This is a genomic window from Rhizobium sp. 10N414 (assembly GCF_056394785.1).
Map to the genome: position 1 here is coordinate 32,768 of NZ_JBFTIN010000002.1, position 18,092 is coordinate 50,859.

Annotated in this window: 17 protein-coding genes; 7 read left to right on the forward strand and 10 right to left on the reverse strand. The window is 57.4% G+C overall.

Annotated elements, in window-relative coordinates; all coding sequences use genetic code 11:
• The first annotated feature begins 126 nt into the window (after window positions 1–126).
• From AC1DE4_RS03355 to AC1DE4_RS03370, 4 genes are all read left to right on the forward strand, one after another.
• Window positions 127–741, forward strand: a complete 615-nt coding sequence (locus AC1DE4_RS03355) for an NAD(P)H-dependent oxidoreductase (RefSeq protein WP_477879900.1) — start codon at window positions 127–129, stop codon at window positions 739–741.
• Window positions 738–2,654, forward strand: a complete 1,917-nt coding sequence (locus AC1DE4_RS03360) for a cation:proton antiporter domain-containing protein (protein ID WP_477879902.1) — start codon at window positions 738–740, stop codon at window positions 2,652–2,654. Before AC1DE4_RS03355 ends, AC1DE4_RS03360 begins: the two co-directional genes overlap by 4 nt.
• Window positions 2,651–3,928 carry a c-type cytochrome gene (locus tag AC1DE4_RS03365; RefSeq protein WP_477879904.1) on the forward strand — a complete coding sequence of 426 codons (1,278 nt, stop codon included), beginning with the start codon at window positions 2,651–2,653 and terminating at the stop codon, window positions 3,926–3,928. Before AC1DE4_RS03360 ends, AC1DE4_RS03365 begins: the two co-directional genes overlap by 4 nt.
• A 562-nt stretch (window positions 3,929–4,490) precedes the next feature.
• Window positions 4,491–4,901, forward strand: a complete 411-nt coding sequence (locus tag AC1DE4_RS03370; protein WP_477879906.1) for a VOC family protein — start codon at window positions 4,491–4,493, stop codon at window positions 4,899–4,901.
• Between the two features lie 174 nt (window positions 4,902–5,075).
• On the opposite strand, the gene AC1DE4_RS03375 is transcribed toward AC1DE4_RS03370, so the two are convergent.
• The 5 genes from AC1DE4_RS03375 to AC1DE4_RS03395 all read right to left on the reverse strand — a co-directional run bounded on the left by AC1DE4_RS03375 (window position 5,076) and on the right by AC1DE4_RS03395 (window position 11,546).
• Window positions 5,076–6,689 carry an MFS transporter gene (locus AC1DE4_RS03375; RefSeq protein ID WP_477879908.1) on the reverse strand — a complete coding sequence of 538 codons (1,614 nt, stop codon included), beginning with the start codon at window positions 6,687–6,689 and terminating at the stop codon, window positions 5,076–5,078.
• 14 nt (window positions 6,690–6,703) lie between these two features.
• Complete coding sequence (locus tag AC1DE4_RS03380; protein WP_477879910.1) at window positions 6,704–7,816, reverse strand: HlyD family secretion protein; 1,113 nt, start codon at window positions 7,814–7,816, stop codon at window positions 6,704–6,706.
• Window positions 7,817–7,883: 67 nt separating this feature from the next.
• Window positions 7,884–8,744, reverse strand: coding sequence for an aldo/keto reductase (locus AC1DE4_RS03385; RefSeq protein ID WP_477879912.1), 861 nt, complete (start codon window positions 8,742–8,744; stop codon window positions 7,884–7,886).
• Between the two features lie 709 nt (window positions 8,745–9,453).
• The gene (locus AC1DE4_RS03390) at window positions 9,454–10,296 is read right to left on the reverse strand and encodes an alpha/beta fold hydrolase (protein ID WP_477879914.1); all 843 of its coding nucleotides are present in this window, start codon (window positions 10,294–10,296) and stop codon (window positions 9,454–9,456) included.
• A 449-nt stretch (window positions 10,297–10,745) separates the two neighbouring features.
• On the reverse strand, window positions 10,746–11,546 hold the full coding sequence (locus tag AC1DE4_RS03395; protein ID WP_477879916.1) for an alpha/beta hydrolase: 801 nt from the start codon (window positions 11,544–11,546) through the stop codon (window positions 10,746–10,748).
• Window positions 11,547–11,817: 271 nt separating this feature from the next.
• Between AC1DE4_RS03395 and AC1DE4_RS03400 the strand changes: the two genes are divergently transcribed.
• Window positions 11,818–12,570: an SDR family NAD(P)-dependent oxidoreductase gene (locus AC1DE4_RS03400; protein WP_477879918.1), complete on the forward strand. Its 753-nt coding sequence runs from the start codon at window positions 11,818–11,820 to the stop codon at window positions 12,568–12,570.
• Here the strand turns inward: AC1DE4_RS03400 and AC1DE4_RS03405 are convergent.
• The 3 genes from AC1DE4_RS03405 to AC1DE4_RS03415 are packed head-to-tail and all read right to left on the reverse strand — an operon-like array spanning window position 12,559 to window position 13,475.
• Window positions 12,559–12,975, reverse strand: coding sequence for a molybdopterin dinucleotide binding domain-containing protein (locus AC1DE4_RS03405; protein WP_477879920.1), 417 nt, complete (start codon window positions 12,973–12,975; stop codon window positions 12,559–12,561). The genes AC1DE4_RS03400 and AC1DE4_RS03405 overlap by 12 nt on opposite strands.
• Window positions 12,976–12,979: 4 nt before the next feature.
• Window positions 12,980–13,246 (reverse strand): DUF2188 domain-containing protein, encoded by a 267-nt coding sequence (locus tag AC1DE4_RS03410; RefSeq protein ID WP_477879922.1) that lies wholly within the window; start codon window positions 13,244–13,246, stop codon window positions 12,980–12,982.
• A 52-nt stretch (window positions 13,247–13,298) separates the two neighbouring features.
• On the reverse strand, window positions 13,299–13,475 hold the full coding sequence (locus AC1DE4_RS03415; RefSeq protein ID WP_477879924.1) for a hypothetical protein: 177 nt from the start codon (window positions 13,473–13,475) through the stop codon (window positions 13,299–13,301).
• A gap of 318 nt (window positions 13,476–13,793) precedes the next feature.
• Between AC1DE4_RS03415 and AC1DE4_RS03420 the strand changes: the two genes are divergently transcribed.
• Window positions 13,794–14,015: a hypothetical protein gene (locus tag AC1DE4_RS03420; protein WP_477879926.1), complete on the forward strand. Its 222-nt coding sequence runs from the start codon at window positions 13,794–13,796 to the stop codon at window positions 14,013–14,015.
• A 344-nt stretch (window positions 14,016–14,359) separates the two neighbouring features.
• Here AC1DE4_RS03420 and AC1DE4_RS03425 read toward each other — a convergent pair whose 3' ends face one another.
• Window positions 14,360–14,782 (reverse strand): DUF983 domain-containing protein, encoded by a 423-nt coding sequence (locus AC1DE4_RS03425; RefSeq protein ID WP_477880323.1) that lies wholly within the window; start codon window positions 14,780–14,782, stop codon window positions 14,360–14,362.
• A gap of 473 nt (window positions 14,783–15,255) precedes the next feature.
• On the opposite strand from AC1DE4_RS03425, the gene AC1DE4_RS03430 reads away from it, so the two are divergent.
• Window positions 15,256–15,564, forward strand: coding sequence for a hypothetical protein (locus AC1DE4_RS03430; RefSeq protein WP_477879928.1), 309 nt, complete (start codon window positions 15,256–15,258; stop codon window positions 15,562–15,564).
• A 76-nt stretch (window positions 15,565–15,640) separates the two neighbouring features.
• On the opposite strand, the gene AC1DE4_RS03435 is transcribed toward AC1DE4_RS03430, so the two are convergent.
• Window positions 15,641–18,031 carry a hypothetical protein gene (locus AC1DE4_RS03435; RefSeq protein ID WP_477879930.1) on the reverse strand — a complete coding sequence of 797 codons (2,391 nt, stop codon included), beginning with the start codon at window positions 18,029–18,031 and terminating at the stop codon, window positions 15,641–15,643.
• Window positions 18,032–18,092 lie beyond the last annotated feature (61 nt).

The following is an 18,092-nucleotide window of genomic DNA, read 5'->3' on the forward strand; positions in this document are numbered from 1 at the left end:
GATCCTGTCGTCGCGGTTGCCCGCGACGACTTGGAGGCTCAATCATCCAATATCGTTCCAAGCCGCTGCGATAGAGAGGCACAACGGCCGTCACGCGGCTTAACGTCTCTACTAAGGAACGGCGATTTGAAGCGAGTCCTCGTAGTGTTCGCGCACCCAGCGCAGCGAAACACAAGCATCAACCTAGCGATGGCAACGAGGGCGAAGCAGCTCGACAGCGTAACCCTTGTTGACCTCTACGGAGAATATCCGCGGTTTGAGATTGATATCGAGAAAGAGCAGGAGCGACTGCTTGCGCACGACATCATCGTGCTGCAATTCCCGCTCTTTTGGTACTCAACGCCCGCTCTTCTGAAGCAATGGCAAGATCTCGTCTTGGAATATGGATTTGCTTATGGCCCCAAGGGAAAGAGGCTGGCAGGCAAGACCGTGATCGCGAGCGTGACCACGGGAGGCAGTGCCGCCGACTACTCTCAGCTGGGCGGAAATAAACATCCGTTTCCGGATTTCTTGCTGCCATTACGGCAGACCGCGGAACTGTGCGGAATGACGTTTCTTCCGCCGTTCGTTCTTCATGCTGCCAACCATATCGAAACCACGGAGGCGAGGATGCACATCGAGGCGTACCCCGTTTTTCTGGAGACACTCGCGTCAGACTCGTTCGATAGTTCCACCCTCTTCGATCTCCCTGAGATCCAGACGAAAGATGTGGCTGAGATGCTGGCGAGGATCGCGGCATGACAGCCATTGTTTTCTCCGCGTTCTCTTATCTTGCTTGTGCCGTGGGAGCGGTATTCGTGTCGAGACGCCTGGGCCTGGGTTCGGTTGTGGGATACATTGCGGCCGGCGTCTTCATGGGGCCGGTTCTGCATATGGCCAATACCGGTTCCGAGTATCTCGAGTCTTTATCTGAACTCGGGATCGTGATGATGCTCTTTCTGATCGGTCTAGAGATCGATCCGAAAATGGTCTGGCGGTTGCGCGCAAAGCTGCTTGGCCTCGGCGGACTTCAGGTAATCCTGACAGTCGCTGCGGTCACCTTAATAGGCGTGGCTTTGGATTTCGAATGGCAGCAGTCGGTACTCTTCGGCTGTATCGGAGCCCTGTCGTCCACGGCGATCGTCCTTCAAACCCTTGAGGAGAAGGGTGTACTCGAATCTGATGGAGGACGCGCAAGCTTTGCTGTCTTGCTGTTCCAGGACCTAGCCGTAATCCCGATGCTCGCGGGTTTGCCTCTGATGGCGAATAATAGTCACGCCTCCGCCGACGCGCACGGCGCGGACCTTCTGTCATCGATGCCGGGTTGGCTTGCCGCGCTGGCTACGTTCGGAGCCGTCGCTGTGGTCGTCGTTGGTGGGCACTATCTCTCCCGCCCGGTGATGAGAGCGATCGCGCGGGATGGCTTGCGGGACATCTTCACCGCCTTTGCGCTCCTTGTGGTCGTGGCGATCGCGCTCCTCATGTCAGTTGTGGGACTGTCTCCCGCTCTTGGCGCGTTCCTCGGTGGGGTTGTGCTGGCGAACAGCGAATATAAGCACGAGCTACAGAGCGATATCGAGCCGTTCAAAGGATTGTTGCTGGGTCTCTTCTTCGTCACCATAGGTGCGAAGATCGACTTGGCTGTTTTGCTTGGCAATTGGGTCTACGTCGCATCGGCAACCGTCGCGCTCATAGTAATCAAAGTCGCAATACTTCTGCCGCTTGCTCGGATGTTCCGGCTACGCGGCTCGGCTTCCTGGTTGATCGCGCTTGGCTTGGCGCAGGCGGGGGAGTTCGGATTTGTCTTATTGTCACTAGGGCAGCAGATGAGCATCCTCGATGCGCCCGTAGCTTCAATCGGCATATTGGTCATTACCTTGGGAATGATCCTCACGCCGGCATTGTTCATGGTTGTCGATCGGGTCGTGGCGGCACTCGAAAAGGCTGCAAATGCCCCCGCCGAAGCAGAGGTTCCTGGTGCTGGTACGGTTATCGTGGCGGGCCTTGGGCGCTTTGGCCAAATCATCAATCGAATGTTGTTGGCAAGCGGCCATAAGCCGGTCGTCCTGGATTACCGGGCCGACGTCGTCGACGATCTCAGAAAATTTGGTGTCCGGTCCTATTTCGGCGACGCCGGTCGCTCGGACCTGCTGGCGTCAGCCGGGATTGCCAAAGCGGATCTTCTAGTGGTCGCGATCGACGACCCCGAACGCACCGTGGAAATCGTACAGCGCGCAAGGGCTGCTAACCCCCGGGTCGTGATCATCGCACGGGCATACGACAGAATTCACTACTACCGACTTGCATCGGCAGGCGCAGATCACATCGTTCGCGAGCTATTCGGAAGCTCGGTGGAGGCAGCAGGCTTGGCGCTGCAAACTCTTGGCATGCACCCTTACGAAGTCGAAAAGCGCAAGAGTGCCTTCGTCCAGCAGGATTTAGCGGGTCTCGCACGAATGGCATCGCTTGTCGACGACGAGAAACGAGTCTCTGACAACGATCGCTTTGTCGCCGGGTTCAACGACATCGGGAGGGTCATTCAGGAAGCAATGCTGGGGAGGCGTGCCCGGTACGACGAGATCGTAAGCCGCGGATGGAGCCCACCGAAATTGGACCAAAGCCACACCCCTCCCCAAAACGAACACCGGAATGACAAGGTAGGAGCAAGACAATGAAGCGGGCCACGAAGGTTATTGCTGTGTTGGGGGCCGCAACGGTCCTTGGTGCTTTGGGGGCCGGATTGTTTTTCTTCCTGCCCCACTCACTTCCCGAGGTCGCTCCAGGTCCAACACAGCCGACAGGGGCGGCACTGGTTGAACGTGGCGAGTATCTAACAATAGCTGCCGACTGTGCTGCCTGTCACACCACCCGAGATGGAAAGCCGTTCGCCGGCGGGCTTCCTTTCAAACTGCCATTCGGAACGATTTATTCCTCTAACATCACCTCCGACAACGAAAATGGTATTGGCTCGTGGAGCGATGCCGAGTTTGTCAGAGCCGTTCGGTCGGGAGTAGGTCAGCATGGTGAAAACCTCTACCCTGCATTCCCGTACACGTCGTACGCCCTTCTTTCCACCGACGATATTCTGGCGATCCGGGCGTATCTGAGGACTGTCGCAGCGGTCGCCGCGCCGGCCCCGGAAAACTCCCTTTCGTTTCCTTTCAATCAGCGCTGGCTTATGCGGGGTTGGAATCTGCTTTTCCTGCCATCAAGCGAGTTCGCTGCAGACCCCTCAAGGGGGGATGAGTGGAATAGAGGCGCATACCTGGTCGAAGGCCTTGCTCACTGTGGTGAGTGTCATACGCCTCGAGGTTTGATGTTCCAGCGAAAGCAGGGAGAGGCTTTGTCTGGCGGCGAGGTCGACGGGTGGAAGGCATGGAACATCACGAGTGATCCTGAAACCGGCATCGGTTCTTGGACGGACGCGGACATCACCTCATTCCTGTCAACCGGGCACGCCAAGGGCCATGGCCCAGCTGGGAGTGCGATGCGCGAAGCCGTGGACCTCTCGTTTAGCAAGTTGCCTACGGCGGACATCAAAGCGATCGTCGCGTACCTCAGAACGGTCCCGCCCATTGCTACAGACCCAGCCACGAGAGTGGTAACCGAAATGCCATCCAGTCCTTCCGAGCCGTCGAACACTTTGGGCGCTCGCATTTTCGCCGGAGCTTGTTCGAGCTGTCATGGGAAGGACGGAAGCGGGCTGGTAAATGCTCACGCCTCCATCCAAGGGGCGCATGCTGTGAACGATCAAGAAGGCGCAAACTTGATACGCGTCATCCTGCAGGGATCGTCCGACGAGACTAAAGAGCCCGGACGGACGATGCCAGCGTTCAAAGCGATCTACTCGAACCAGGAAGTGGCGGCGCTGGCAAACTATGTGATTCAGCGTCTCAGCGCAAAAGCGGGCAAGGTGCTACCTGAGGATGTTGCGCGGGCGAGAGAGTGATGCTCGTTTCCACTACCTATACTTTGACCTGACCTGGTGAAAAAATCCGGGTCAGATGGAGCGCATTGCTCAAGGCTACCGATCGCCGAGGTATCGGCGAAAGGTCGAACAGCTTTGAACGATATTTGCGCCTCGCAAAAGAGCGAACGAGGCCCGATCCATACGGCGCACACTTCTAAGCACGTACAAATCGCGCACGCGAGCGACGGTGATGTCGTTCAAGTAGAGGTCGATATTTAATCCACCGACAGCTACCAAACGGTCATTCTGGAACGCTCCGACGAATAGTTCCCCCGGCTTGTCAAAGCGGTTGACCTGTGAGCTCGTTAGTGGCTTCGTCCCGAGGCTGAGCGATGTTCGGTTGCAAATGAAGGAACCGCCTGATTTCGAGAATATTCATAGCAGTCTCGTCAATTGGGGCCAACTTCGCTTCATAACGGGCCGAGTGCGACCAACAGCAGACATGTACGGTATCGCAAAACCGCCTATCGTGCGGTAGTTGCAAAAGCCAGGAAAACAAGTATCGCTTTAATCGGGAGTGAAGCGATAAGAGGGAGAGCCGGTGCTGCATCACATTTCATTTGGCGTTGCCGACATCGAAAGATCAGCTGCTTTTTATGACGCCACTTTTGAACCCCTTGGCTATGTCCGGGTCTGGGAAGACCTTGCTCCCGGCGATCCAGGCCAGGCAATAGGCTACGGTCTGCCTGGTGGTGGCGATAAATTTGCGATCAAGCTCCGAGGTGGAGAAGCTCATTGTCCGGGGCCCGGTTTCCACCTTGCGTTTGCAGCTCCAAGTCGAAGCGCGGTCACCTTGTTCCACAAGGCCGCTATGGACCATGGCGGCCTCGACAATGGAGCGCCGGGCTTGCGAACACACTATGGACCCACCTACTTTGCCGCCTTCATTATTGATCCTGATGGGCACCGACTGGAAGCAGTCTGCAAAGAGCCGGAAGTTGGGAATGAATGAAGCTTGAACAGTTTTTCATACCATCCAACCAGGCAGACGCCCGACTGGAAATTGTTGCAGCCAAGCCTCAACATCAGGGACCGAATCCGACGATAGTCTTCAACCATGGCTCAACCGGACGGGGCACAACAAGGCCCTCTATTCAAGATCGGTTTCTCCGTGTGTCGTGGCAGACTACTTCACTGCGCGGGGGTGGATGGTTCTTTTCCCGCAGCGTAGAGCCCACTGCGCTTTGAAAACGATCGGCCTGGGGCTCAACGGTCCTGCGGGAGCCCTTGTCATTAAGGCGACTAGGAGCAATCCAATAACGGCAAACCAAAACGCAGATAGGAAGCTGTCGCCGTATGCGAGCACATTGGATTGGGTCCTGGCGGAGCTAGATAGCGCGATGATTGCCTTGGCACTTCCTCCGTTGCCAGTCCCGAAAAGGTGGCTGAGCGCACCGATATGTTGACGCAAAGGGAGTGTGTCGGCCGTCAAATGCACACCGAGGGCGTTCGAATGGAACTGCTCACGAAATCGCAAGAACGTCGACATGAAGCTCGCGGCGACTTCTGCGCTTCCAAGTCGGAACACTTGAATGTAGGCCGAAAGGGAGGTCGACCTCTTCGGGTCCGAGTTTGCAACGATAAAGACAAACGCAGCGAAGAAAGTCATGACCTGGCCTGCCGTGTTGAGCAAAGTCGGCAGACGGAAGCTCTCGGGAAACCAATCGGAAGTTACCCTTAGCCCCATAAGCGCGGCGATCCCTGTGGCGGTCATGCCAAGAACAAGGATCACTCGCGGGTCGAAATATCTGAGAAGTACGCCAGTGATAGCGACAAAGAGAAATGCGGGAAGCGCCGCATAGAATATGAAGAGGCTGCCGATCTGATAAGGGCGCATGCCTGCAACGGTCTGCATGAAGCCAGGCACAAGCGTGCTTCCTGAACTGCTCGCCAAGGTGTAAACAGCGATGGCAACGAGGCCCAGCACGACATTTCTGGATCGCAAAACGCTCGCATGGGCCCATGGTCGAGAGACCATGGCTTCGTTGGCTAGAAACAGAACGAACAAAATCCCGCCCGCGATGAAAACCGAGTTGATCAATCCAGAGTGAAACCAGTCAAGCCGGTTGCCTTGATCGAGCCCCACGTAGAGCATGGTCATAGACGCGCCCAGCAACAACATGCCACCCCAATCGGCGTTCTCGAGAAGCGTGGTGTCGATCGGCAGTTTTGGCGCGCCCAGAATTAGGAAGATCCCGATGAGAGGTGCCAAAGCAACGTCTTGCCAGTAGAGCCACTGCCATCCCAAGTCTTCTCCATAGAAGCCAACCAAGGCGAAGCCCAAAGCCTGCGATAGTGGAATGCGGAGTGTGTAAATGGCGAGACCGACGATCCAATATTCCGGAGACAGGTTCCGGAAGATAATCATGAGAGTGGCCGGGATGAACACCCCAAGCGCGGTGGCGCGCAGCATATGGGCTGCGAAAAGCAGCTCTTGATTTTGGATGAGCGGGATAGAAAGGGATAGAAGCGCGTAAGACACGCTTAGAGGCACCATCACCCTGCGAACGCCGTAAACCGTGATGATCCACGCAACGGCTGGTGCGACGAGGATCTGTGGAGCGTTCGCCGCCGTATAGAACCAAGCACCCTCATCGAAATCCAGACCGAACGCTCCCCGCAGGTCCGGAAGGCCGACTGAAAACACCCGCGTGTCGAACCCAACGACGAACGACGCGAGGAGCAAGGCAGCAACAATGAACACCGGACGCTGATTGGCGACCGGCGGCGAGCTTGCCATCTCTCGGTTATTACTCATGGGTTCACGCTGTCCGTATCGACCGTCACCTCAGCAGACATCCCGGGGGAGAGCCGGTCAAGGAACGGCTGCCCTTCGTCGAGTTTGATCCTTACGGGAAGCCGTTGAACGACCTTCGTGAAGTTGCCAGTCGCGTTGTCCGGCGGAAGCAGCGAGAATGTCGCCCCGCTTGCCGGCGAAAGCTTGGCAACCTTTCCGCGGAAGGAGGTGTTCGCGAACGCGTCGATATCTACGATGACAGGTTGCCCAACTTGCATATGGGCGAGCTGCGTCTCTTTAAAGTTCGCTGTCACGTATACGTCGGGGAGGGGGACGATCGAAACGATTCCGCTGCCGACGCCGACGTAGTCGCCGACATGTGCAGACTTCTTGCCAACCACGCCGTCGAATGGCGCTAGGATCTTCGTGAACCCGCGATGAAGTTCAGCGGTCTCGAAGTTCGCCTGCTGGGCCGCGATCTGAGCGTCGAGCAACGGTCGTTGGCCGTCTAGCACGTCGAGCTGAGCCTTCTGTTGGTCAACTGCCGCCATGGTCGATTCAACGGCTGCCTGCGCCTGCAGGAAGGCGGCCTGAGCCTGCTGAAGCCGCTGCTCGGTACTCGCTTGACCGAGGCTACGCTGTCGTTTGAACTCGAGTTCCGTTTGAACAAAGGCGGCGGCAGCGGAGCGCTGTTGAGCTTCCGCAGCTTGGATCACGGCTTGCTGAAGTGTTTCCTGTCGCTCCAAGTTCGATCGGCTTGTCTTCGCCGCGAGGAGATTAGCATGCGCCAGCGCAGATGCGGCTTCGTACTCGCTGGGATCAATCTCCGCGATCAAGTCGCCCTTACTGACACGAGCGTAATCGGCGACCAAGACGGATTTGATGTTTCCGGAGACGCGAGCACTTAGATTGCTCACGTCAGCACCGATCGACGCGTCGTTGGTCATTTGATAGCGAGAGAATGAAGTCCAAGAATCCCATCTGACGGTGGAGTAGAAGACGCCGGCTATCGCAATGGATACCGCCGCGACCGGCAATACCATCCGCTTGATGAGGTCTCGAGCGGGGGCGGGGCGGTCTCCGGAGGCTCCCGCGGCCGCGCGATCGGTCTGTACGGTTGTATCTGCCATAATATGGCGACGGCTCCCTGCTGGTTCGCGACTACGGAAGGCTCCCATGAGCCCGCCCAATCACCCGTTATGCGGCAATCCCGTTCAGCAATTCGAACTCGTCCTCGGCAAGGACGATGTTACGTGCCGCGACATTCTCCTCAAGATGATTGACATTCGAGGTTCCGGGGATGGGGAGGATCACCGGGCTCCGCCTGAGCATCCATGCCAGCGCGATTTGGCTCGGCGTCGCGTGATGTGCGCGGGCAATCGCGTCCAAAGCAGAGCCTGGCTTGGAAAGTTCTCCCGAGGCAAGGGGAAACCAGGGGATGAAGCCGATATTGTTTGCTTCACAGTAGTCGAGAACGTCTTCACTCTCTCGATCGATTAGATTGTAGCGGTTCTGTACAGTTGCAACCGTGAAATATTTCGAGGCTTCCTTGATTTCAGCGACGGAGACCTCGCTCAATCCCGCGTTTTCGATGATCCCCTCCTTGATGAGCCGCGCTATGGCGTCGAACTGTTCAGAGGCGGGTACGCGTTGATCAATGCGATGCAACTGCCACAGACCGATGCGGCCTACGCCGAGCCTTCTCAAGCTTCCGCAAGCTTGTTCGGTCAAATACTCAGGACGGCCGTTTTGCGCCCATTGTCCAGGCCCACTCCGCGTCAAGCCCGCTTTTGTAGCGATCAACATTCCGGGGTAGGGGTGCAGAGCTTCCTTGACTAGCTCCTCCGATACATTGGGCCCGTAGGAGTCGGCCGTGTCGACAAAGTTCACGCCAATTTCCGGCAAACGACGCAAGGTTGCCAATACTGCGGCGCGATCAGAGGGCGGACCCCAGACGCCGGGCCCTGTGATACGCATAGCACCGAAACCAAGGCGATTGATCTTGTGCTTTCCGATCGCAAACGATTGGCGATTTGTGTTCTCACTTGCTTCCGGCATTTTACCGCTCCGTTGTCCGAGGCCTATTGGCGCTTTGCTCGTTATCCGGAGTAGTCGGAGAAGTGAAATCGGTATTGTAAGATTTAGCCTTCTGGATCGACGCATGTCGGCGCTCATCTCTTAGGTCCGAAAGTGCCGGATTCGCCAATTCCGCATGGACCAGTCGTGGTTTGATCGCATGAAGGTCAACAGCGAAGAGATACATCCGCCGTTTCTCTCCTTTGACCTTCGCGCCGCAGTCTCCCCCTCAGGCATGCCGCGCTTTGCCCCTGCCCCCGGTGTCTCATCCGCGGGCAGGGGCTTTTTCGTTCGTGCGTCGATTGGATTAGGGGGCAGCAGATTTAGGTGGGGGTGAAATGGCCACGGTCGTCGTGAGGACGCTTCATTCGGAATTGATTGCAGGTTCAATCTGCAGGTAGCGAGTCGCGCTCCGCAGCCACGTGAGTGAAGTGCAACGGCCCCGAGCGACGTTCGCTACATCATTTGTGACTGGCTGGATCGAGAAAATCGCTGTTAGCCCGATAATCGATAGAAATGCGAGTCCGTAAAGAGCGACCGCAGTATTTAGCGCCGCAGATCTGCCGGATGTGGTCCTCGCGCTACCTCTGCACGGGAACGCTCCCGATTTTTTATCAAGGGGCTCGCTTGAAACGGTGCAACATGTCCGCCGAGCGGAAACACTTCCCGCTCGGCCATTTGCGTAGTGATGTCAGCCCTTGATGAAAGCCAGCAGATCGGGGTTGATCACGTCGGCGTGGGTCGTCAGCATGCCGTGGGGATAGCCTGGATAGACCTTCAGCGTGCCGTTCTCGAGCAGCTTCACAGCAAGCTTTGCGGAATCGTCGATCGGGACGATCTGGTCGTCGTCGCCGTGCATGACGAGCGTAGGCACGGTGATCTTCTTGAGGTCCTCGGTCTGATCGGTTTCCGAAAAGGCTTTGATGCCGTCGTAGTGTGCCTTTGCTCCGCCGCTCATCCCCTGACGCCACCAATTCTGGATGGTGCCGGGAATGGCGGTGACGCCCGGCCGGTTAAAGCCGTAGAACGGCCCTGTCGGCAGGTCGAGGAAGAATTGAGCGCGGTTCGCAGCGAGCGCCTTGCGGAGTCCGTCGAAGACATCGATCGGAAGGCCGCCGGGATTGGCTTCGGTTTTCAGCATCAGCGGCGGGACGGCGCTGACGAGGACTGCCTTTGCCACGCGGCCTTGCGGTTCGCCGAACTTGGCGACATACCGTGCGACTTCGCCGCCACCGGTCGAATGGCCGATGTGGACGGCGTTCTTCAAGTTGAGGTGTTCATAGACCGCGGAAGCGTCAGCCGCGTAGTGATCCATGTCATGGCCGTCGGCGACCTGGCTGGAGCGACCGTGCCCGCGACGGTCATGGGCGATAACGCGGTAACCATGCTCGAGGAAGAACAGCATCTGAGTGTCCCAGTCGTCCGAGGACAGCGGCCATCCGTGGTGGAAAGCGATCGGCTGAGCGTCCTTGGGACCCCAATCCTTGAAGAAAATATCGACGCCATCCTTGGTCTTTACAAAATGTTCGGTCATGGGCACCTCTCCGTTGTGTTTGAGCTTCTCGATCTTCTGCGCGGCAAGAGACGGGGCCGCGATCAGAAGCGTAGTCGTCGCGCCGGCGAAAAGCGTCTGCCTACGGGTTAATGGAATTGATAGATCGGCTGCCACCTTGTGCTCCGTTACGAGATTTCGACAGGAGCAAGCCTAACGGTCACCAGGGAGGCGATATTGTATTTTTGCGCCCCGACCATGGGCACTTGGAATGTTCGGGACACGTTCCCGGCAATCTGTCGACAGCACGATGAGCCAACTCTGGATGGAGCCCATCAGGCGGCCATCCGTAGGCCGTATAATGGCCGGGTACCATCCAGCAGACAGATCGCAAACGAGTTGAACAAACTCTCGCGCTGTTTTCCGGAGCGCAAATCCGCAACAATGTCTGCAACCGAGGCAGCTTTGCTATAGAGGTAACGCGACGGGCTTCAGGCGGCTTTCGACGAACCAGAACTTCGCAGCAAAAACTGCTGTTCAACGAAATGCAGCGCATCGTCAAATGCCGCGATCAGGTTTGCTTGTCCGTGCGACGATCCCGGCAGGATAGTGAGGGTTGACGCAACTCCGGCCTCGGTCAGGGCCCGTTGCATGGCCATTGCGCCGTCCGCCCACACCAGCTCGCTGACAGCGTTGATCATCATCATCGGGCCGGAGGTCTCGCTGACCCGAGATAGTGGCGTCGAAGAAGCAAGCCAGCTAGCGTTGTTCGATACAAGCTGGAGAACTAGGTTCCGGAGTAAGGCATCATTCCGTCCGCCGTGCTCGACCACATCACGCGTCTGCCCCGCGAGATCAAAATCGTAGTCCTTGTCGGCCAGAAGCGTAGTCTCCCGCATAAAAGTCTGTAGATCAATCATGCCGGACCACGACACGGCCGGGACACTCTCGGAAAGCGCAACTTCAGTTGCCAGTGTCCCACCCGCCGAAAACCCCCAAGTGGCGATACGAGTGCGATCGAACTCGAACGATGACCCGGCCATCCATGTCAGCGCCAGCAAGACGTCACCGCGCGACTCCGAGAACAATGCGTGGGGCGGCAGCCGAAAGTTTGGCACAAAAGCAGTGTAACCTCTCTCCGCCAGCATTTCGCCTACTGCCGAGAGATCGCTCTTGTCGCCGTTAAGCCAACCGCCGTGTAAGAGGAGGATCGCGCCCTTGGCGAAACTCGAGGGTTCGTAGACGTCCACGAGATGGTGATCTGCATAGCGGATGTCGGAGTGCAACTTCATTTGATTTCTCCCGATTTGTGACGAGCGACGTCAGCTACAAGGCGGTCGCTTCGATAAGAATTCGCCTCATCTCGTCCAAGAGCCCGGTTCGTCATCATTACCTCTGAAGTCATCCTGCGATTCAGCCCGCGAACAAGAGGCGTCGGAAACTGTCGCTGGTCTTGTACGATCGGAGCCCCATGTGGGTGGTGTGGCCTCAGACGGCTGGACGGAGCCCACGGACGCGGGCTATGCCCAGGTGAAGCATCTGATAATTCCGTGGGGGCCCTCGGTGAGACGGTTTGAGGACAAGATTGTACTGGTAACGGGAGCGTCGAAGGGAATTGGCGCTGCATGTGCGGCCCGATTTGCAGGGGAGGGCGCGCAGGTCGTTGTGCATTACCACACCGACCAAGAAGGCGCGTCACGGGTGGTCTCAGCGATCGAAAGCGCCGGCGGACGAGCGATAGCATTGGCGGCCTCGGTCGCCGACGAGGACAAGGTCGTCAAGATGCTCTGGGAGATCGATCGCTTGTTTGGGCGCGTTGATGTACTCGTCAACAACGCCGGCGTGTTCAAACCGACGCCTTTGCAGACGATCGGTGAGGCCGACTTTGACTGGCACTTTAAGACGAATGTGCTTGGCATGCTGCTGATGTCCAAGCATGCTCTGAGGTTGTTCCCAACCGCAGGTGGCTCGATCGTAAACGTCGGCTCGACAGCCAGTACAATGGGCCCGCCTGGAGGCTCGCTGTATGCGGCAAGTAAAGGCGCGGTGACAACGGCTATCAAATCTCTTGCCAAGGAACTCGCGCCTCAGGGCATCAGGGTCAATGGTGTGAACCCCGGTTACGTCCTTACTGAAGGCGTAGCCGCAGCCGGTTTGGCCTCCGAGGAGTTCCAGGCGTTTATGGTGGCGGGCACCCCGCTCGGACGACCGGGTAAACCGGAGGAAATCGCTGCCGCCGTGGCGTTTCTCGCATCAGAGGATGCTAGTTTCGTCACAGGCGAAATCCTGGTCGTCTCGGGCGGTTCAGGGATGTGATGATAGCGCTTTCGAGATGGTGACCGGAGCGCCTTTATAAGCCGGCGTGCCAGAGTGAGGATCGTAGTCAGCGAGCGCGATCACACGATTGAGTTCGGGGTAATAGCCAGCGACGGTGCCTTGAGGAATGTTATACTCGATCGCGATGAAGCCGCTCGCCGTGCGAGGTGCCGCCTGCGGTCTCACGTTGATGGAGGTGATGTCAATCCTGTCACCTTCAGTGATGCCCCTTGCTTCCATATCGTGCTTGCACATGAACACCACATCCCGGCGTCCGAAAACACCACGATACCGATCATCGAGGTTGTAGATGGTGGTATTGTACTGACCGTGGCTATGGATCGTCGTCAATGCAAGTGCCTCCGGAAGGCTCGTTCGATGGTCCCCATCGAGGCCCCGCGACATGGGGCTAAATTCCGGCTGCGGGTTCAAACGCAGTATCGTCCTGAACGTCTGTATCCGGACGATCGTTGCCACGCGAATGCTCGCTGTGCCATTTACCGTCGCGGCCTTGGTAGACAATTTCGGTGGCGCGCCCTCCGACCCGTTGGCGTTCGGCGGCCAATTTGGCGGCGCTTAGTGCGGAGTCATGATCAGCAAACGGCTCCGACCAAACGTCATCGAGGCGGTAGGCATAGCCACCGTCATGTTGGCCAACATGGTAAGTGATGTGCATGCTTGGTGATGCTCCTTCATTTGAGATTAACGTTGTCTTGGAAACACCTGCTCTACCGGGTTTCGGCCACTTGCAGGTAAACCCTCACGTTTGGCTCCGGCTTCTCAAGAAGCACCGAACCGACGACCAGGTAAGCGGTCATCGCGATCATTGCCGAGCCGATGACGATCAAGGGAAACCTTGTTGAATAGTCATTTGGATTGCTTCTTGAGTGATCGCTGTCACGCATTTGTCGGTTCCATCGCTGGTCTGGAACCACGCTAAAGGCCGCTTGATCGATGATCTTGTATTTTTCGGGTGTCTAATGACGAAGCTAAGACTGAGCAGTTGCCGAGGATAGCCATGCAAGATCCGCCTTGCTGATTTGATGAATGAGCGAAACTCCGAGCATTGAGAGAAAGCACTGCGATTGTCACATAAGCTCGGAAGACACGAACCTTGAGACCTTCTGGTTAAAGCCAAGGCGTCCGGCACTGGGGCGTTCGGAGAAAATAATTGGAAACACCGCTGGACACTTGCCGAAATGACGCCGAGAGAGCGCTCTTGCATGATCGACGTCGTCGTTGACTCGTTGGAGGGCTTTGCTGAGGAGGCCGAACTTGACGGCGATGCGAAGTTCGCCTCCAACTGTCACGCAGTTGCCTGCACTATAACGGGCGCGCAAAGTTCGGAATGCGAACTGCGGATGGTTGAAATGCTTGTCGAGCAAGCGATCTCGCTGATGCACGCCTACAAAAATCGACGACCAGTCGGCGAGATCGTCAACTGAATGCGCTACCTCGCTAGCGGCGGGGTTGACTCGTTCGAAAGGACGAACGATCGGAACATCCGATTGCAAATTGGCTTCCGACCTCTGTGGACGTTCTCTGCAGCTTGAGTCAGCAGGAGCCTGAAGCTCGCGGCGTCGACTCCGTCAGAAGCGTTTAAACTCGCTATCAATGGATCATCAAGTAGCTCGGCAAGGGTCATTGGCTGGCACATAGCGGTCTCCTAAGCGTCCGACCTTGGTACCGGCTTCTCCGAAACCGCGATTGTCAAAAAGCGCTTCCCAGCACCGGGCATCCACTTGGGAGCGGCACAGTGGTCGGCTCCGAGACCGGTGCCAATGCAGGGCTAAGCTCTCGTTCTTTTCTTGCTCCGATTTGGAGTGGGAGGCAGGGAGTTTGCCTGGACGATACGTCCCTCGCGGGCATCATAAGCGTACTGGCTGGCCACCAGCCATCCTTTAAGAGGCCTAAGCGGCGGTATGCAGGTCAGTGCAACAAACGGACCGGTGACCAGCAACTGCGTCCAAACAGAAGCGTGATGAGCGACTTCAAGCCATACTGCAAGCAAAACGCTTGGTATGCAGGCGAAGCAGATCACGAAGAACGCAGGTCCGTCAGCAGGGTCGGCAAAGGAGTAATCGAGATCGCAAACTTCACACGATTTTCTCATCGCGATGAAGCCGTCGAACAACCTCCCTTGACCGCAACGAGGGCATAGCCCACGGACTCCGGTCTTGAAGGGTGACAGCGGCGGGTAATCAGTCTCCATCATTGTCTTCTCCGTGTTCGAAATCAAAGCCGTGAACCAGTGGAGGGGTCGACGACCAATGCTTGCTCTGACCGTCTTTAACGCCCTGGCAATCTCCGCCAGGATTTCCTTGAATGCCTCGGCATCAACCTTGTCGGATACGATTAGCGTCGTAAGCACCAGGTCGTCGGGAAGCTCGCCAGTCTTTGGCGGTTTTGGCGATGCATTCTCGTGGCAGAGCTACCCTAGCCACCCGAGCATGCAAGTTATTGTCTGATTGAGTTCTCCAGTCGTACTCCACCTCGCTTGGTTCCGCGCGGCGACATCGTGCAAGACACGGCGCTCCACAAACGCCAATGCTGTTTCGCATTGCCAGGACGCCACACTCCTCGATCCCGAAATGGGTCCATGAGACGGGCGACGCACCTGAACGGGCCATTCTTTCGCCATCGCGTGCCTAGAGACACGCCGTGCGAAAAGTGAAAGGAAGCAATATGTTTACCAAGGTATCTCTGGCGTCGCTTTTGGTTATGGTGTCATTCGGCGCGGCAACGGCCTCTAGCGATGGCTCGTGGAATGCTTTGTTTGCAAAGGCAAACGGCACCTGCATCGGGCTCTCGCGGATGCATACGCCTGAGGCATCGGCACCGGTCGTATTCGACGACAGCGTAGGCAAGATCGCCGTACTCCTGCGCGGTCAGGTTGGTAAAGGTAAGGCAAGGACGAAGGTCAACATGATCTGCCTCTACGACAAGCGGACAGGCAGAGCATCGATCGCTGAGTATCAGTGGCTCAGCGACTAATCGACAGTTTCCGGCAGCGTGGCTCCGGCGGGCTGCGTCGGGCCGCGCTCGTTTAGGACGTCGCCTACTTCACAGTCTAAGCATCTCTGGAGTTGCGTTTGATTGGCATACAGGAAGCCAAACTGTTCCACACCCGAGAAGCCTTCTTTCCCGCGGCCTTCGTCTTTGACGGTTCCGAGGCTAGGACGTTGAGCAGGCCCGTCAATTCGGCTTCGACCGCGACAGGGTGTACGGCCGCTTCCCTCATGAGCTCAAGGCATGCCCTTGCCCTCGTCGGCTGACGCAGGTTACGGAAGCCGTGCTCAAGATCGTAGCCAGCTTCTCCGAGCGAGACAATCTCGTCCGAAAATCGAGAGTCGACCCATTCGCGCACGGGATGTTCGCCTACCGAAAGCTTGGCTCGTTTCTCTCGAAACAGATCGATCTTTGACCTGATTGCAGCGCCCAGCGCCACGCGAAACCGCTCGGTGGCCTCATCAAGCTCGGCGAGCCATTCAGAGGACAGAAGGCGGGTTGTCTGCTCCCGGGTCCATCCTGTTCCAAACAGTGCTCCGAGGCCACCAACGCTGCCGAGCACGAGCGCGCCGGCGGGGCCGAACGCCAGAAGCCCTATCGTTTTTCCGGATAGTCCACCTACAGTCGCCAGCCCACCCTTGACCGCGTTATCGATAAGAACTGACAGGGGCAAATCGCACAGCTGCATACGACCACGCCACCAGCGATACAGATTCCGACCCGTAGATGCAGCCATGGCGAAATAGGGGACATGAAGGTCGCCCAGCGCATCACCAGCTTCCAGAGAAGTTCGCGTTATCAGGTCGGCAATCTCGTGATCGAAGCCGTCGATGTAGAAGACCTTAGACGCCCATGCTTCACCGCTTGCCAAGACCACATCGGCAAGCTCGGCGTTTGCGTACACGGGCATGTCTGGATACTTTGCAAAGTGTTCGCGCAAACCGTCCAGGCCGCGCAGGCACTTCACCTGGAAGGGATTTCCGTCGACCAACAGGTCAAAGGCCGGATTGTTGGAGGTATCAGGGAATTCGACGACATATCCGTGCTCAGCCAACCGCGCCGCCACGATCTGTTCCGACACGTATCCTCGAAGGTTGTTGCCCGCTCCAGCCGCCGCCGCGCCGGTCATCGATGAAATACGATCCGCGAACAGCCCGAACTTGAATATGTCGCTGATGTCCTCGATCCTTGAGAAATCCGCTGCGGATAAAACGATCGGATCGATTGCGGCGGCATTGAATACAATGTTCGCCGTGGTCGCAGCGCCAGCGGCCGATATCTCCAAGGCCTCGCCTCGGCTCGCGGATATTGCGCCCTCGAAGTATTTGGCGAAACCGTCGGCACTCTGCTGGCCGGGATAACCTCGAGGGGCGTCGGGAAGATGGCCGCCGACCGCCTTCGATACCGAAACCATTTTTGTCTGAAGTGCTTGGCGATCGGCAGCTGACAAACCGGGCAGGTCATCGGACTGCGCCATCCGAAACTGATCGAGGACGGACGCGAGGCCATCGACCCCCACAGGCAACCCTCTGAGGCCGAGGTGAACGACGACATTGGCAGCCAGTCGGCTGGCGCTCTGGCCATTGACGTGTCGGCTTGCCAGATACCCGATACCGGCGACAGCCGGTACGCTGAACAGTGGGTTCGCGAGCATGAACAGCGTCGAGACGGCAGCCGGTCCGCTCACGAAGGGAATGAAAGCGGACGCCTGAGCGGCTAAGACGTAGGCGCTAAAGCCAGCGAGATTCACGCCAACCCCTACAGCGAGAGCGGATGTTCCGGACACAGCCATAAGAAGGGCGGCATTGTCGCCCCTTCTAAGTGCGTCTCTTACCGCGGAATCCTGGGCTTCGGGGGGTAGCGTTTCGATATAGGCGCGCACTCTATGTTCGATCTCGGCCGTGTCGGAAGCCTTCAGCTCGCCTGTCTGAGTAGCCTTTGCGACGGTATCGGCGACGATTTTGGCCTTCTCATTCACCAGGATATCGAAATCCGCGACATTTCCTCCCGTCGCTATCGTTCGTATCCGCCGAATGGCGCTCCCGACAAGCGATTTCCCGGCTTCATGATCTTCTTCTGAAAGAGGCTGTGCGATTACGGCCGCGGCGGCGTTTGCCAGACTCACACATGCAGACGTGGACGTCCTCGTTGAGAGTGGAAACTTGGGGTCGATTTCAAGTGACTGCATGACAAGCGTCCAGAGGCGCAGACGCAACGTGGATGTCGAAGCCTCTGATGCGACGATCTTGTCGGAGAGGTCACGCAATCGGCGCGCAAAGGAAGCCACCTCGCTATCACGGCTTCCGTTCTGGAGACGGCTGAGCGTGTCGGCGATTTTATCCCGCGAGATGTTCAGCAGCGTCGTCGCTTCGAAGTTCGCCAGGAGGTCCGCTACCTCCTTACGCTCGAGCGCGCCAAGCCCTGCCAAAATTGCCCAAGGGGGTACGTCCATTCAGTCACCTCATGCCCTAACCCTTCGTGCCGGAAGGCTTTCAAAAAGTCGAGCGCAATCG